Annotated in this window: 16 protein-coding genes; 11 read left to right on the top strand and 5 right to left on the bottom strand. The window is 43.7% G+C overall.

Annotated features, from left to right (window positions below; translation table 11 throughout):
• Positions 1-28: 28 nt before the first annotated feature.
• Both NFS34_RS03510 and NFS34_RS03505 read left to right on the top strand, forming a co-directional pair.
• Positions 29-1,522, top strand: a complete 1,494-nt coding sequence (locus NFS34_RS03510) for a PH domain-containing protein (RefSeq protein WP_251358501.1) — start codon at positions 29-31, stop codon at positions 1,520-1,522.
• Between the two features lie 83 nt (positions 1,523-1,605).
• Positions 1,606-2,250, top strand: coding sequence for an aquaporin (locus NFS34_RS03505; protein WP_251358500.1), 645 nt, complete (start codon positions 1,606-1,608; stop codon positions 2,248-2,250).
• On the opposite strand, the gene NFS34_RS03500 is transcribed toward NFS34_RS03505, so the two are convergent.
• The gene (locus NFS34_RS03500) at positions 2,204-2,647 is read right to left on the bottom strand and encodes a YcxB family protein (RefSeq protein WP_251358499.1); all 444 of its coding nucleotides are present in this window, start codon (positions 2,645-2,647) and stop codon (positions 2,204-2,206) included. The genes NFS34_RS03505 and NFS34_RS03500 overlap by 47 nt on opposite strands.
• Positions 2,648-2,816: 169 nt before the next feature.
• On the opposite strand from NFS34_RS03500, the gene NFS34_RS03495 reads away from it, so the two are divergent.
• The 5 genes from NFS34_RS03495 to glpE are packed head-to-tail and all read left to right on the top strand — an operon-like array spanning position 2,817 to position 6,451.
• A complete protein-coding gene (locus NFS34_RS03495; protein ID WP_251358498.1) occupies positions 2,817-4,013 on the top strand; it encodes a glycine C-acetyltransferase in 1,197 nt (398 codons plus the stop codon).
• A gap of 13 nt (positions 4,014-4,026) precedes the next feature.
• Entirely contained in the window at positions 4,027-5,052 is a 1,026-nt protein-coding gene (tdh, locus tag NFS34_RS03490) for an L-threonine 3-dehydrogenase (RefSeq protein ID WP_251358497.1), read from the top strand.
• Positions 5,053-5,079: 27 nt separating this feature from the next.
• Positions 5,080-5,526 (top strand): GNAT family N-acetyltransferase, encoded by a 447-nt coding sequence (locus NFS34_RS03485; protein ID WP_251358496.1) that lies wholly within the window; start codon positions 5,080-5,082, stop codon positions 5,524-5,526.
• Entirely contained in the window at positions 5,523-6,140 is a 618-nt protein-coding gene (locus NFS34_RS03480; RefSeq protein WP_251358495.1) for a rhomboid family intramembrane serine protease, read from the top strand. Before NFS34_RS03485 ends, NFS34_RS03480 begins: the two co-directional genes overlap by 4 nt.
• Positions 6,140-6,451 carry a thiosulfate sulfurtransferase GlpE gene (glpE, locus tag NFS34_RS03475; RefSeq protein WP_251358494.1) on the top strand — a complete coding sequence of 104 codons (312 nt, stop codon included), beginning with the start codon at positions 6,140-6,142 and terminating at the stop codon, positions 6,449-6,451. The genes NFS34_RS03480 and glpE overlap by 1 nt, the downstream gene beginning before the upstream one ends.
• 47 nt (positions 6,452-6,498) lie before the next feature.
• On the opposite strand, the gene NFS34_RS03470 is transcribed toward glpE, so the two are convergent.
• Entirely contained in the window at positions 6,499-6,714 is a 216-nt protein-coding gene (locus NFS34_RS03470; RefSeq protein WP_251358493.1) for a DUF2007 domain-containing protein, read from the bottom strand.
• Positions 6,715-6,804: 90 nt separating this feature from the next.
• Here NFS34_RS03470 and NFS34_RS03465 point away from each other — a divergent pair, with 90 nt between their 5' ends.
• Together NFS34_RS03465 and ubiA are read left to right on the top strand one after the other, a co-directional pair.
• Positions 6,805-7,347: a chorismate lyase gene (locus tag NFS34_RS03465; RefSeq protein ID WP_251358492.1), complete on the top strand. Its 543-nt coding sequence runs from the start codon at positions 6,805-6,807 to the stop codon at positions 7,345-7,347.
• Positions 7,348-7,368: 21 nt separating this feature from the next.
• Positions 7,369-8,223 (top strand): 4-hydroxybenzoate octaprenyltransferase, encoded by an 855-nt coding sequence (ubiA, locus tag NFS34_RS03460; RefSeq protein ID WP_251358491.1) that lies wholly within the window; start codon positions 7,369-7,371, stop codon positions 8,221-8,223.
• A gap of 58 nt (positions 8,224-8,281) precedes the next feature.
• Here the strand turns inward: ubiA and plsB are convergent, their stop codons facing one another.
• The 3 genes from plsB to NFS34_RS03445 are packed head-to-tail and all read right to left on the bottom strand — an operon-like array spanning position 8,282 to position 13,683.
• Positions 8,282-10,834 carry a glycerol-3-phosphate 1-O-acyltransferase PlsB gene (plsB, locus tag NFS34_RS03455; protein WP_251358490.1) on the bottom strand — a complete coding sequence of 851 codons (2,553 nt, stop codon included), beginning with the start codon at positions 10,832-10,834 and terminating at the stop codon, positions 8,282-8,284.
• Between the two features lie 10 nt (positions 10,835-10,844).
• Entirely contained in the window at positions 10,845-12,092 is a 1,248-nt protein-coding gene (locus NFS34_RS03450; protein WP_251358489.1) for a pyridoxal-dependent decarboxylase, exosortase A system-associated, read from the bottom strand.
• Positions 12,093-12,120: 28 nt separating this feature from the next.
• Positions 12,121-13,683 carry an acyl-CoA ligase (AMP-forming), exosortase A system-associated gene (locus tag NFS34_RS03445; protein ID WP_251358488.1) on the bottom strand — a complete coding sequence of 521 codons (1,563 nt, stop codon included), beginning with the start codon at positions 13,681-13,683 and terminating at the stop codon, positions 12,121-12,123.
• 115 nt (positions 13,684-13,798) lie between these two features.
• Between NFS34_RS03445 and NFS34_RS03440 the strand changes: the two genes are divergently transcribed.
• Positions 13,799-14,932: a VanZ family protein gene (locus NFS34_RS03440; RefSeq protein ID WP_251358487.1), complete on the top strand. Its 1,134-nt coding sequence runs from the start codon at positions 13,799-13,801 to the stop codon at positions 14,930-14,932.
• Between the two features lie 81 nt (positions 14,933-15,013).
• Positions 15,014-15,685, top strand: a complete 672-nt coding sequence (rpe, locus tag NFS34_RS03435) for a ribulose-phosphate 3-epimerase (protein ID WP_251358486.1) — start codon at positions 15,014-15,016, stop codon at positions 15,683-15,685.
• Positions 15,686-15,688 lie beyond the last annotated feature (3 nt).

The raw sequence follows: 15,688 nt of genomic DNA, 5'->3' as shown, positions 1-15,688 counted from the left end.
TATTGGCCGTAGCGGTAGGATCTAATTTATGCAAGAACACAAGCTCCATAAAGTCTCTCCATTATTTATCTTATGGGAAAATATTAAGAAATTAATTTTCCCAGCCTTGATTGCCTTGCTTGGTACAGGTGGTAGCAGCTCGTGGGAGTTGTATGCCTTAGCGGGGGCTTCGCTGGTTAGCATTATTTCCATTATCCAATTTCGTTTTTACCGCTACTGGCTAGAAGATCAGCAAATCCGAGTTAAAGAAGGGGTGATTTTTCGTAATTTGCGTCAAGTAAGATACGACAAGATCCAAAACCTTAATCTGATCCAGGGTCCGTTGCATCGAATTTTCGGTGTGGTCAAAGTGCAGTTGGAATCGGCTTCCGGCGGTAAGCCAGAAGCGGTGATCAACGTTATTGATTTAGACGCAGTGAAAGAATTGCAAAGCCGCGTTTTAGCAGAAAAACAAGAGCTAGCAATCGAAGATCCCGATAGTGAAGAAGTTGATAAAACAAATGCTATCTTAAGTTTAAATTTTGCAGAAATTGTCCGCTATGGAATTATTTCTAACAAGGGACTGGTGGTAGTAGCCTTGTTTTTTGGCTTTATTGGCCAGTTTTTGGATGATGATAACCCCAGAAATATCCGCCCTTTTCTAAAGCAAAGCATTAATTATGTGACCGAAGGTGTCCAGTCTATAGTGCCTGAAGCAAGCATCTATACCAATATACTGTATGGGATTATTTTTGTGATTAGTGCCATCTTAGTGCTTTGGCTCTTATCCATTGGTATGGCGCTGTTTAAGTTTCATGATTTTAATTTAAGAAAGCGTCAGGGCAAGTTAGCCGCGACCATGGGCTTGCTCACAAGATTACAAGCGACCATTCCGATGTCGCGAATTCAAACCTTAACGATTCATAACTCTTGGTTGCACCAATTCTTTAAGCGGATAGGAGTTTCTATTGAAACTGCCGGAGGGGTCAATAGCGAACAGCAAGGGGTGACCATGAAGCAGTTAGCTCCAGTTTTACCTGTGGAGCAAAAAATGCTTTACCTAAAAAAGGTGCAGCCGGATCAAGCTTGGGACAAGATTCAGTGGTCGTCGATAGAGACGAGAGCTTGGAAGCGAGTGTTCAAGGTTTCGCTTATTATTTGGACCCTGCTGTTAGCGGCCTTAAACTTTTATTCGCCTTGGGTGTTTGGATCTGCGCTGGCAGTTGCTGCGATTTGGTCATTTTTCTATGCCAAGGCGTATATTGATAACATGGGTTATTACCTTAGTGACGAACTGGTGGCTTTTAAAAGTGGCGTAGTGTTCCGAAAAGAAACCTATGTACGTTTACCAAAAGTACAGACGGTGCGGATAAAAGAAAGCTATTTTGATCGTCGGCATCAAATGGCCAGAGTAGAGCTGGACACGGCAGGTGCACAAGTTGGTGCCCACCATATTGATATTCCGTATTTGGACTACCCAGCAGCCGAAAGAATCTATCACAGGGTTTCGCGCCGTATTCGTAATATCGAATTTGAGTGGTAATTTATCCATTAACAACTAGAGCTTTAAGAAAAATTTTGGCACACTAGCAGCCACCTAATTTAGTAGCCTTTTTAGCAGTTGTTATGCGCAATTTTACCGCCGAATATCTAGGCACATTTATGTTAATTTTCGCGGGTACTGGCGCCATGATCATTAACGACATTTCAGGCGGAGCTATTACTCATGTTGGTGTGGCTTTGACTTGGGGCATGATAGTAGCGGCGGTGATCTATTCGATTGGTGATATTTCGGGAGCACATTTAAATCCTGCAGTAACGATTGGCTTTGTAGTTGCTAAACGATTCCCCGTTAATCAAATGGCACCCTATATTGTGGCGCAACTCGCCGGGGCTTTTAGCGCATCATTACTGCTCGCTTGGCTTTTCCCCACCCATGAGACTCTTGGTGCTACTATTCCTAGCGTAGCCAGTGAAAAAGCCTTAGTCATCGAGTTAATCCTGACCTTTATTTTGATGTTTGTGATTATGCAGGTAGCCTTTGGCGCTAAAGAAAAAGGTTTAATGGCAGGTGCTGCTATTGGCACTACCGTTGGGTTAGCAGCCATGTTCGCAGGCCCAGTGACTAAAGCTTCCATGAACCCAGCGCGCTCCATCGCCCCAGCAGTAGTCTCAGGCAATCTTGAGCATTTATGGCTTTATATTGTTGCCACTATTGCTGGCGCTATTTTGGCAGTTTTGGTTTCTCAGTATCTGATGGCAGATCAATAAGAACCTTTTCTTCTATTTCATTAGCTTTAAGAAGATTAGTTATCCTAGTTATCCATTCCGCTTTAAGAACCCTTTTGGGTATTACCAAGCTACCGTCTTCAAGGTTAAGTAGGAAAAACTTAGGATGATCAAGGAAGTTAAAGATTCTATCCCAGCCAACAGTACCACTTTGTTTTTTATGCGCTCGAGTGAGCGATTCTTCATTAATTGAAAAGTGGTAGGTATGTCTTAATTTACCAAACTTGTTATAGGTGCAAATTAAGACATTAATAACATTCGAGAAAACCTTATACCAAAAACTATCGGGATTTTTGTTCTCATCAAGCAGTATTTCTCTGATTTTATATTTTGAAACTGCTGAATAGTCTCTAGTAGTGTATTTAATTGAAAATTCCATGTGTTTCTCCTTTGTTTTTATTCTTGTCTTAATTCTAGTGGGAAAAGTACTGGTAGCAAGTAGCCAGTTGTAACAAGATTTAAGCACTGGTTATACCGCTTAAAGCTCAATCAATGCTAGAATAGGTGCAATTTTTTACAGCGGATCCCAAAGTGGACAAATTGCACTTATGAAACCTGAATTTTCCAAACACATCCAATCACAAATTGATGAAGTCAAAGAAGCTGGCTTATACAAGTCTGAGCGAGTGATTAACTCGCAACAGGCCGCCGATATTTCCGTGACTACTGGTCAGGATGTTCTTAACTTTTGTGCCAACAACTACCTCGGTTTAGCCAATGCGCCTGAACTAATCGATGCCGGGCAAAAAGCTTTGGATGAATTCGGTTATGGTATGGCTTCGGTTCGTTTTATTTGTGGCACTCAAACGGTGCATAAAGAATTGGAAAGCCGCATTAGCCGTTTTTTAGGGATGCAAGACACCATTTTGTATTCTTCATGTTTCGATGCCAATACGGGCTTGTTTGAGACGCTTTTAACTAAGGAAGATGCGATTATTTCCGATGCGCTGAACCATGCTTCGATTATTGATGGGGTGCGTTTGTGTAAAGCCATGCGCTATCGCTATGCCAATAATGATATGGCGGAGCTGGAAAAACAGTTACAGCAAGCTGATGCCGATGGTGCGCGGTATAAGTTGATCGTAACTGACGGCGTCTTTTCAATGGATGGGATTATCGCTAACTTAAAAGCGGTGTGTGATTTAGCGGATAAATACCATGCCTTAGTAATGGTCGATGATTCGCATGCAGTGGGTTTTATTGGTGAAAAAGGTAAAGGCTCGCACGAGTTTTGCGAGGTCATGGGGCGCGTGGATATTATCACGGGAACCTTGGGCAAAGCGCTGGGTGGCGCATCGGGTGGCTATACTTCAGCAAGCAAAGAAATTGTTGAATGGTTACGCCAGCGTTCGCGTCCCTATTTGTTCTCGAACACTTTGGCGCCAGTGATAGCATCGGCTAGCTTAAAGGTTTTGGATATGCTCGAAGCGAGTGATGATTTACGTCAAAAGTTACGTAAAAATAGCGAATATTTCCGAGAAAAAATGACTGCTTTGGGTTTTGAATTAGTACCAGGCGAACATCCAATTATTCCCGTGATGCTTGGTGATGCGTCTCTAGCTTCCAAGTTTGCGGACAAGATGCTAGAAGAAGGGATCTATGTCGTAGGATTTTCTTTCCCAGTGGTGCCAAAAGGTCAGGCGCGGATCCGTACTCAAATGTCGGCGGCGCACGAAATTGAACATATCGATCGCGCAATAGCGGCTTTCGAGAAAGTGGGCCGTGAACTGGGCGTTATTTCTTAAAGGGTCGAAAATTATGAAAACTTTAAGTAAAGCCAAAGCTGAAAAAGGCATTTGGATGGTTGATCAGCCAAAACCGGAGTTGGGTCATAATGATGTGTTGATCAAAATTAAGAAAACTGCCATTTGTGGCACCGATATGCACATTTACCATTGGGACGAGTGGGCGCAAAATACCATTCCGGTACCCATGACCGTTGGCCACGAATACGTTGGGGTTATCGAAGCGGTGGGACAAGAAGTGAACAGTTTTAAGGTTGGTGATCGAGTTTCCGGAGAAGGCCATATCACCTGCGGTTTTTGTCGTAATTGCCGCGCTGGGCGTCGTCATTTGTGCCGTAATACCACAGGGGTTGGAGTGGACCGTCCGGGTGCTTTTGGTGACTACTTGGTGATCCCTGCAGAAAACGCCTATAAAATTCCTGACGATATTTCCGATGAGCTAGCCTCGATTTTAGATCCTTTTGGCAATGCGGCGCATACTGCCTTATCGTTTGATTTAGTGGGTGAAGATGTCTTGATTACTGGCGCAGGCCCGATTGGTATTATGGCCGCAGCGATTGCCAAGCATGTGGGTGCACGGCATGTGGTGATTACCGATATTAACGATTACCGCTTGGAGTTAGCGGCAAAAATGGGCGCGACCCGTACTGTCAATGTGGCTAACGAAAAGCTGGAAGATGTGATGGCGGAAATTGGCATGAAGGAAGGCTTTGATGTGGGCTTGGAAATGTCCGGTGTGCCAGTGGCTTTTCAATCCATGCTAAGCACTATGAATCATGGTGGCAAAGTGGCGATGCTGGGTATTCCATCTAGCGACATGGCGATTGATTGGAATCAAATCATCTTTAAAGGGTTGATTTTAAAAGGTATTTATGGCCGTGAAATGTACGAAACTTGGTATAAAATGATTGCCATGCTGCAGTCGGGCTTGGATATTTCACCAATTATTACTCACCGTTTCGATGTTAATGAATTCGAACAAGGTTTCGAAACGATGGCCAGTGGACAGTCGGGCAAAGTGGTATTAAGTTGGGACTAGTTTAGAGTTAAAAGGAATTTAGGATATATGTATTGGCGCAATTGGCAGGAATTATCGAAGCAAGAGCTTTATGATCTGCTGCAGTTACGCTTGTCGGTATTTGCAGTCGAACAAGATTGTCCTTATCAAGATTGCGATGATTTGGATCAATCGGCGGTGCATTTGTTGGCTTATCAAGACACCCAACTTGCCGGTTATTTACGGGTATTTGAGTCGCTGGAAAAATACCAAGGGCAGGCTTCGATTGGGCGAGTCTGTTGTAATGACGCGATGCGCGGCACCGGTTTTGGGCAAGAGTTGATGCAGGAGGCGCTACGCTATTGTGATCAGCAGTTCGGTAAAGATATTGTAATTTCCGCTCAGGCTTACCTGCGAGATTTCTACTATAATTTTGGCTTTGAAGTGGCTTCGGAAATTTATTTAGAAGATGGCATTGAACACATTAGAATGAAAAGAACAGCAAAATTATTATGAATCCAAATTGGCAACATTTCTTAAGTCGCGCGGGCAGGGCGACTATCGCGCTGGTAGCGCTAAGCACCATTATCAGTTTGCTTACTTGGTGGGGAACCAACCAATACACGGGCTGGTTTATTTTCTTTGAACCAGCGATTTATGCTGGTCAAGTTTGGCGGTTGATAACGCCAATTTTTCTGCATTTTATGATTGCTGGCTTGCCGATCCATCTACTTTTTAACATGATGTGGTTATGGGATTTAGGTGGCTCGATTGAAAAAGCCAAGTCTTCCGGTTATTTATTGGGTTTGGTGTTAATCATTGGCGTCGGTTCGAATTTAGCACAATTTTACGGCAATATTATGTTTAAAGGCGAGGCCTATGCTTACGCCAGTATTTTCGGCGGTATGTCAGGCGTCGTTTACGGGCTCTTGGGCTTTATCTTTATGCGCCGCCGTTTCGATCCTTTTTTTCCAATCCAATTAAATCCAGCAATTTTGCAATTTATGCTGATTTGGTTGGTGTTAGGCTTTACCGGAATTATCGGCAGCGTTGCCAATATGGCGCATTTGTCAGGCTTGGTAATAGGCGCTGTGTTAGGTTTTATTACTTCGAAAATGAAGAGTTTTTGATGAATTTCAAACGCATTTCAATCGAGGATACGCTACAGCTTGTGGCGCAAAAGCCGGTGCTTATTTTCGATATTCGTGATCCTCAGTCTTTTGCCGTTGGTCGAATGCCCCGAGCGATTAATGTCAATAACCAGAATGTTGCGGATGTGATCGAGAGTAGCGATAAGACGCAACCTTTAATCGTGGTTTGTTATCACGGTCATAGCAGTCAACCAGCCGCACAATATTTTGCCGCACAGGGCTTTGCCGAGGTTTACAGTATGGATGGCGGTTTTGAAGTTTGGAAGCTAAGCCAAGCGGTGGAATCTTAGGCGTTAAAGTGGATAAATGTTGAGAGGGTCTTTGTTCGAAGTATGGTCTAAGAATCTTCTTCGAAATTCTCTGCTAAAATTTGCTGCGCTTGTTCTAGCTGTTCTTCTGGTACCATCACTGGAATTTCGCCTAAAGCAAAAGAATAGGTAGAGTGGAAATGCTCGTGCAGAATTACGGCTTCTATACCATAGTTGTTAAGCTGACCTTTGGCGATATGGGCAAGCATGGTATTGGGAAAAGTGGCGACGGTAGCTAGGCTCATAATGATGATCCAAATTTTTGGTTACCCATTAAGCCATTTAAGGGCATGATTTTCTATAAACTAAGTATCAAAATTTAAACTGATTAAACTATGAATTGGAACCAATGGCAAAGCTTAAGCGACGACTGTGTTAAAGAACTGCCTTATCAAGTAGCGGATTGGTTGTTGGAGTTTGGCTCGTTGACCGAAAAGCTTAATCGGCACAGTAAAAACCCAGTAAAGTTGGACTTGTTGCTGCAAGCTCCGGGCACTATTGCTAGCAGTGAACAACAAGCAATGGCGACAGACGCTAACCAATTACCGCAAAGAGAAGTGGTTTTATACGCCAATGATAAGCCATGGATTTTTGCCCGAACCATTGTTAGCGAAGAATCACAACAGTTAATCGAGCAGCTAGGACAACAACCTTTAGGTTCGATATTATTTAACAATGAGCATCTAAGACGACAATTCTTACAGATAAAAAAAACCTTCCCCGAAGACGAGTTGTATCAAAAGGCAGTACAACACTTAGATCATTGCTCACAAGAATTTCTTTGGGCGCGGCGCTCCTTATGGAATAATCAGCATCAGGAGAAGCGCTATGCTTTATTGGTCAACGAAGTATTTTTGCCAGCTTCACCACTTTATTAAAATAGCCCTAAAACGACAAAAATGAATAAGCTAAAAGATTACGCGCAACTTATGCGGCTCGACAAGCCGATTGGCATTTTTTTATTGCTATGGCCAGCGCTGTGGGCTTTGTGGATCGCAGCGGAAGGGATCCCTGACTATTGGATTTTATGTGTGTTTGTTTTAGGCGTTTTTATTATGCGCTCAGCAGGCTGTATCATTAACGACTATGCGGACAGAGACTTCGATGCACACGTTAAACGAACCAAGCAGCGACCCTTAGCACAAAACAAGATTAGTACCAAAGGTGCTTTAGCCCTATTCTTCATACTAGTGTTGATGGCCTTTGGTTTGGTGTTAACCCTGAACAAGTTGACCATTCAGTTGAGTTTCATAGCGGTTTTGTTGGCGTCTTTTTACCCGTTTATGAAACGTTATACCTACTTCCCACAAATGATCCTTGGTGCCGCATTTGCTTGGGCTATTCCAATGGCGTTTGCGGCAGTGACCAATCAAGTACCCAGTGTCAGCTGGGTGTTGTATGCCGCAACTTTATTATGGGTTCTGGCTTACGACACGCTTTATGGCATGGTGGATCGCGAAGACGATATCCAACTGGGATTGAAATCTACCGCCATTTTATTTGGCGAAGCGGATTTAGTTTTAGTTGCGTTAATCCAAGCGTTGTTTTTGGGTGGTATGGTATTGGTAGGACAGCGTTTAGAGCTTAGTCTTTACTATTATGCTGGAGTAGCATTGGCGGCTTTGTTAGTAACCCTTCAGCTATATGCTTGCCGTAGCCGCCAACCAGAAGCTTACTTTAAGGCGTTTTTAAATAACAATTATGTGGGCATGGTGCTATTTGTTGGCATTGCCGCCCACTATGCGCTAGCCTAGCTTTAGGCTGTTTAGGTTAAGGATCTTAGCTCAAGAACCTCAGTTCAAGAACTTTAGATTAAGAGTTGGGGTTTCCTTCTTGATCTTGCTCTGGAGCTTTTGGATTTTCTGACTTAGGTTCCGAAAGCTTGGACTCAAGCGGCTTAGTCACCTTTAAACTTCGTGCCGCCAGTTGTAAACCCTGCTGAACGGGAATGCTTAGAATATTCAAAATTTTACGGTAAAGCTCCTGCGCTTTATCTGTGGTTCTGATTCCAGAGCCTTCTTGGTGATTGATATAACCTTCTTCTTTGAGTACCTTGACTTGGTTTTTAAATAAGTTTTTATCAAAAAACTCCGGTGCATTGATTCCATACAGTGCAGAAATTCGCTGCGCGAGCTTTTGGCTTTCTTGTTCCAGTTCAACGCGCTTTATCGAAGTTGTAGCATCAAGACTGTTGAGTAAAGTCAAACTAATGGCATAGCGTTGCAGAGCAGGTTGAATCGCTTCAGCCAATAACATTAAGCGCGACCATTCTGGAGTGTCAGAATGCGGCACACAATAATTCTTGGCGCCCATATTCAAGAGCCCATGTTCCAACATGGTTGCTAATAAAGTATCTACGCGTTCGGCAAGCTGTGCCTCGGTCCAGTGGATATAAAGTTCTTTTTTAAGGAAAGGATAGAAGGCATGAATATAGTCCATGATTTTAGCTTTTGGCACATGATTGTGGCGTTGAAACAAGGAAGCAATCAGTGACGGTAAAGCAAATAGATGCAAAATATTGTTACTGTAATAGGTGGATAAAACCCGCTCGTCACCCTCAATTGAAATAACATTACCCGCAGGATCATTGGTTTCATAAGCCATACCGAGCTTGATAGCCGTTGCTACCAATTCGCTACCGCTTTGCTGACTCACATTGGTGTATGGGCTGTAGGGCGCATCCTTGGCAAAGGCTAATAAGGTGTCGAGTTGTGCAATCAGTTCGGCTTTATCCATCGCTTGGCGCGGCGTGCCGAGCAGCGCCATGCTAACCAGGCAAACGCTATTGATGCTGACGGCGGCATTAATGCGGCGGTTAATTTCATCTCCCAAATGTATCATTTGCTGATTAAGCCAGTCAGGTTTTTGCTCGATATTAAGGCTTTCTTTCCAATGAGGTAGCTGTTGATCAAGATAGTCCGTCAACTTAAGCGGCTCACCAAAATTCAAATAGACTTTGCCGTAGAAGCGCTTTAATGCTTTACGAACGCCAAGCAGTTGACCAAAAGACTCTTGCTTTTTGGCTTGACCGCGCAACTCGCCTACATAGCTTTTTCCTTCAAACATTTTTTCATAACCGATGTAAACTGGGATAAATACGATCGGTTTGCGAATGCCACGCAACATACCTTGAACCGTCATGCCGAGCATGCCCGTTTTAGGCGTTAATAAGCGTCCGGTGCGACTGCGACCGCCTTCTTGGAAGTATTCGACGGGGGCGCCTTTATTGAGTAAGCGATAGAGGTATTCATTAAAAACCGCGGTATAGAGTTTGTTGCCTTTAAAGGTTCTGCGCAGGAAAAAAGCACCGCCTTTGCGCAGAATATTGCCTACGGGCCAGAAATTTAAATTGATCCCTGCTGCGATATGTGGCGGCACTAAACCTTCATGATAAAGCTGGTAGGAAAGTAGCAAATAGTCGGTATGGCTTCGGTGGCATGGCACATAAATAAGCTCATGATTTTGGGCCAATTCGCGGACTTGTTTAATGTTATTAACTTCAATGCCCGAGTAAATTTTATTCCACAACCGAGTGAAGGAAGTTGATAAAAAACGTACCGTGCGCGGATTATAATTTGCAGCAATTTCTTTAATGTATTTCTCAGCATCGCTACGCACTTTTGCCATGGTTTTATTTTTACGACTGGCTTCTTCAATGATTACTTTCTGCACAGGATCGGAAGCGATAATACCACTGATTAAATCACGACGATTTTCTTTACGTGGCCCCATCACTGCTACCCAGTGGCGATTGAAGTAAATCCGCAAAATCCGCGAAAGCTTATGTGCGGTTTTATCAGACTCTTGCCCTAAGTTAATTTGTTCGGAGTTTAAATCTATCGGCTTCCCATACTGAATAAAACATTGGCGACCCAAAAACAAAATGATTAATAATTTTCCCAAGCGTCCCGTTTCTTCCAAGTTAGACATGGCATAGCGCAAAAAAGATTTTTCTTTACCGGGGTTTCTACCCCAAAAAACGCTTACGGGAATGATTTTATAATTAACATCAGGATTATTTTTTTGCGCCTCGAGCATGGCGGCAAATGATTTCTTATGGCCAGTCAATTTGCGTTTGTTGCTAAACCATTTAGGACGATTATTAATAAAAATACAGGTTCCAGATTTTGGTAGGCCCGATTCAAAATGGCGTGCTTCGACCATCTCCAGCATTTTGGTTTGGCGCTTTAAAATTTCAATCGAAGACAGAGATTTGGTGCGCAGTACATAAACCAGCTTGTCATTTTTGTCGAGCTCAAATTCTTGGCGCGGATCTTTCGGCACATGATGGGCTTTAACCAACCAATGAAAAGGTTTGCGGAATAACGTTAAAGCAAAGCGGCTGATGGAATCGATAATCGACATATATTAGACTCTATAAAAGTAATTCTACGGGTTCTTGATGCGACAAAAAGTCCCGCGGACTAGCGCTAAAACCGTATGCGCCAGATTGATAAATAACTACCAAGTCGCCAATTTCAGCAGTGGGTAGCAACATCTTATGCCCCAGCAAATCCAGAGGAGTGCATAAAGGCCCGACGATGGTAACTTCTTCACTATCGCTGTTTTGGTTTTGTGAAGGTATTTTATTGCCAATGGCTACGGGATAGTTTTTACGAATAACCTGACCAAAGTTACCAGAGGCTGCTAAATGATGGTGCAAACCACCATTAGTGATCAGATATTTTTTACCGCGAGACACTTTAATATCGGTAACTTCGGCAACATACAAGCCAGCATTGCCAACAATATAACGCCCCAGTTCTAAAATAATTTCGCAGTTTTTCACTAGCTTTGCGTATTGTTCGAACAACTGGTCAAGATTATCGGCAATCGACGCGAGCGCTAAATGCTCGTCGCCAGGAAAGTAAGGTATGCCAAAGCCACCACCAATATTTAAATGCTCTAATGAGAATTGGTATTGTTTTTGTAGGCGCTCTACTAGCGCAAAAATATTATTGTGAGCACTGATGATTGCGTTCGGATTAAGATTTTGCGAGCCGGTGAAAATATGCAAACCAGTGAGTCGAAGGCTTGGATTTTGCAGTAGTGCGAATAGGGGATCAAGTTGCTCCACGTCAATGCCAAACTGTTGTGAGCCGCCGCCCATTTTCATGCCCGAGGACTTTAACTCAAAATCAGGATTAATCCGAATAGCGATATTGGCATGGGTATTTTGTTCTTGAGCAAGCGTCACAATCCGCTCAAGCTCCGTTAGCGACTCAATGTTGATAGTGATACCACTGGCAATCGCCATCTGCAATTCGGTAAGATTTTTGCCGGGGCCTGCGAAACTGATATTGTCATTGCTGGTTTCGGTTGCCAGCGCTAGGAGCAACTCTTTACCAGAGGCCACATCCAAACCATCCACTAACTCAGCCACATAAGACACCAGTTGTGGCATCGGATTGGCTTTGATGGCGTAATGTAAGCTTAGCTTCGGAAAGTGCTTTCTCAGCCGCTCAATATTAGCCCGAACAACGCTTTTGCTATAAAGATAAAAAGGTGTCTGTCCAGCCATTTGCGCAATCTGGCTTAAGGTTTTACCCTCTACAGCTAATTCTCCATCAAGGCTGGAAAACTGATCCATGGCAGTGTGAACAATGGCTTTCTTTTTAGTCATAATCGTTATGGGTCACGGTTGTTTAAGCTTACGGCTGATTCGCCAAGCTTTGATACAAGCTTTTAAGTTGTGATCGATCAATTTTACCATTAGGGTTGCGCGGTAACTGTTCGACTCGTTCAATATATTTCGGTTGCATAAAATTGGGTAGCTGTTTCAGGCAATATTTTTTAATCTGTTCGTTGGTTAGCGCGTCATCAGCTTTTACAATTAAAGCTACTGCTTGACCAAGCTGCTCGTCATTAACCCCCAAAGCAGCCACTTCTTTGATCCCGTTGAGCAAAAATACTGTGTCTTCTACTTCACTGGGGCTAATGCGATAACCTGATGATTTTATCATATCGTCGGCGCGGCCAATAAAATAGATAAAACCCTGAGCATCTTTTTTCGCTTGATCGCCTGACCAGACCGCCAGTTCGGCTAGGTATTTCGAATGTTGGCCAATCGGTTTAAAGCGGCTAGCGGTTTTTTGTGGCGCGTTCCAATAGCCTAAACTAACGTGGACTCCGCGATGAACTAATTCGCCAACCTCATCAGCTTCGCACTCGCTGCCATCGGGGCGGCAAATCAAAATCTGTGCGTTGGGAATGGCTTTGCCAATCGAATCAGGGCGCCTGTCAATTTCCGATGGATCGAGATAAGTCGAGCGAAAAGCTTCGGTTAAACCGTACATCAGAAACGGTTTGGTCTTAGGTAGCTGCTGACGCAGGTTTTGCAAGGTTGCTTTTGGCATGGCACCACCGCTGTTAGTAATGTAACGCAAAGATTGCTTAGCACTTTGCGGCCACTCCAACTGCGCTAATTGGAACCATAAAGGGGGGACTGCCGCCAATCCCGTCACTTGATGCTTTTCTACCTGTCGTATCACGTCGCGAGGGAGTAAATACTCCATCAGCACCACTTTTGCCCCGCTTAAGATTGCTGTGGTGACTTGGCTTAATCCGTAATCAAAGCTTAGCGGCAAAACTGCCAGTACAATATCCTGGTGAGTGTTTTCTAAATAATGGCTGACACTTTGCGCGCCCGCGATTAAATTACGGTGAGAAAGACACACCCCTTTGGGGTTGCCAGTCGAGCCTGAGGTATAGAGAATTGCTGCCAGATCTTGATCGATGATCTCTGGAGCATACGAACTTTGTTCTGGGGCTTGTTGTGGCCAAAGCTCATGCTGAATATCCAATGGATCTTTAACCCGATCATCGACCAGCAACAGCCTTTTAAGACTAGTAGTCTCTTTATAGATCCCGTTCAGCTGATTAGCGCGTGGGCCCGAAGTGATCAGCAGCTCGATGTCGCAGTCTTGCACAATATAGCTGACTTGGTGCGGTTTTAATAAAGGGTTGATAGGGACAAACACCAAGGCTGCGCGACTGGCCGCGAATGTAGCGATAACCGCTTCCACTTGTTTTGGCAAATAGATCCCGATGCGGCTACCTTTTTGTAGTCCTAGAGTTAAAAAATAAGTAGCCAACTTGGACACTTCTTGTTCAAGTTGCTGATATGAGAAGGACTTTTTATTGTCATCCAACCCAATTTTGTCGGGAAACTGCGAAGCAGTTTGCGTTAGGATCTGATCAAGCTGGCAAAACATGCATGAATCTTTATGATGGCGTTATATTGAAAGGTGGTGATATTGTAGCTTTTTCAAGCATTTGCGTCAGCTTTATCATCAAAAACTTAACATTTACAGGGAATACGCCAGCGCCATGCGTCTAATTTGGATTATTGTTATTATCTTAATCGGCTACGGTTCGCTATTTCCGTTTAATTTCGATTTTTCGCGTGAATTACCTCAAGATTTGCTCGCCTGGCTTGGCAATTGGGAGCAAAGAACCATCCGTAGCGATTTAATCGCTAATATTTTGCTGTTTATTCCTTTTGGCTTTTTTGGCGCACTTACAGTTCAGCAAGATAATCGACGTTACCCTATTTTATCCGTATTTTGGCTGATTTTTGCAGGAGTTGTCTATGCTTTGCTGTTGCAGTTCTTGCAGTTCTATCTGCCTTCTCGGGTGCCCCATGCCGCTGATGCGGTTATCAATAGCTTAGGCATTCTGCTAGGAATTTCGATGGCAGCTTACACCAACAGTCACCGTTTGCGCCGGGTTATTCCCAGAAGATTACACTTTCAATTAACGCCGGCTTTGGTAATTTTAGCCTTATGGTTGGGCTGGGCCTTTTTCCCCTACAGTCCAGTTTTTGACAGCGCCCAATTAGGTAAAGGGATCGTTAATATCTACCAAAGCCAATGGCATTGGTTCTTATGGTTCAAGTTCTCACTCTTTTGGTTAGCATTTTTTTACAGCTTTAGTCGTGTTATGCAGCGCCAATATCACTTAGGAGTGTTAGTGGCGATCGCCATTTTCATTCTCACCATTAAGCTTAGTATGTTCCGCAGCCAGTTGGGCTGGAGCGAAATAAGCGCAGTTCCAGTTGCTTTGATGTTGTATCGCCTAGTGGCTTCTAATGGCCAGTTGATGATCATGAGTCTTGCTAGTCTGGCCATCTTAGTTGGGCAGTTATTATTGCCGTGGTACTGGAGCGGCGATGGTATCAATGCGATTCAGTGGATCCCTTTTAAAGGTTTTTTGGGCGGCAGCACTTGGTATCATTTAACCAACCTCTTAGAGTTCTCGCTACTGATTGCTTGTTTGGCTTATGCCATTGCCAAAGGCGCCAATAGTTTTAAAAAAGCCTCTCTAATAACTTTAATAATTATTATATTAATCAGTGGTTTACAGCTATTTATCGCCAATAAGATGCCTGATGTGACGAATATTATTATGGTGGTGATTATCGGTATTTTGCTTGAAACCATTGACCGAATGCGGCGTGGCTAAAAGTATGTTGCTAGCCGCTTCAGGCTATTATCTGACAGCGCCATTGGGTACAATGCCTAAAAATTCAGCTTTGGAATTCTTATGAAAGATTTGGTCATAGCTCCGTCGATTTTATCTGCAGACTTTGCGCGTTTGGGTCAAGAAGTCGAAAATGTGTTGCAAGCCGGCGCCGATTGGGTGCATTTTGATGTGATGGATAATCATTATGTACCAAATTTAACCATTGGCCCTATGGTCTGTCAGGCGTTGCGCGACTATGGCATTACAGCGCCAATTGATGTGCATTTAATGGTCAAGCCGGTAGATCGAATCATTCCTGACTTTGCTAAAGCAGGTGCCACCTATATTTCGTTTCATCCAGAGGCGAGCGACCACTTGGATCGTTCGTTAAGCATGATCCGCGAATTAGGCTGTAAGGCCGGAATTGTGCTCAATCCCGCGACTTCCTTGGATTGCTTGGATTATGTGATGGATAAATTGGATCTGATTTTGCTCATGTCGGTCAACCCAGGTTTCGGTGGTCAGAAGTTTATCCCTTCGACTTTGGAAAAGGCCAAGCAAGTACGCCAATTGATCGATGAGTCGGGCTATGACATTCGCTTGGAGATTGATGGCGGGGTAAAAATCGACAATATTGGCGAGATTGCCGCTTGTGGTGTTGATACTTTTGTTGCGGGTTCCGCGATTTTCAATACCGACGATTATCAAGCGACCATTAGCCAGATGAAGCAAAACGCTAAGGCCCGCTGTTAGCCT

This window comes from Kangiella sp. TOML190, assembly GCF_023706045.1.
In the GTDB taxonomy this organism is placed as follows: domain Bacteria; phylum Pseudomonadota; class Gammaproteobacteria; order Enterobacterales; family Kangiellaceae; genus Kangiella.
This window is presented reverse-complemented; position numbering and strand designations above follow the sequence as displayed.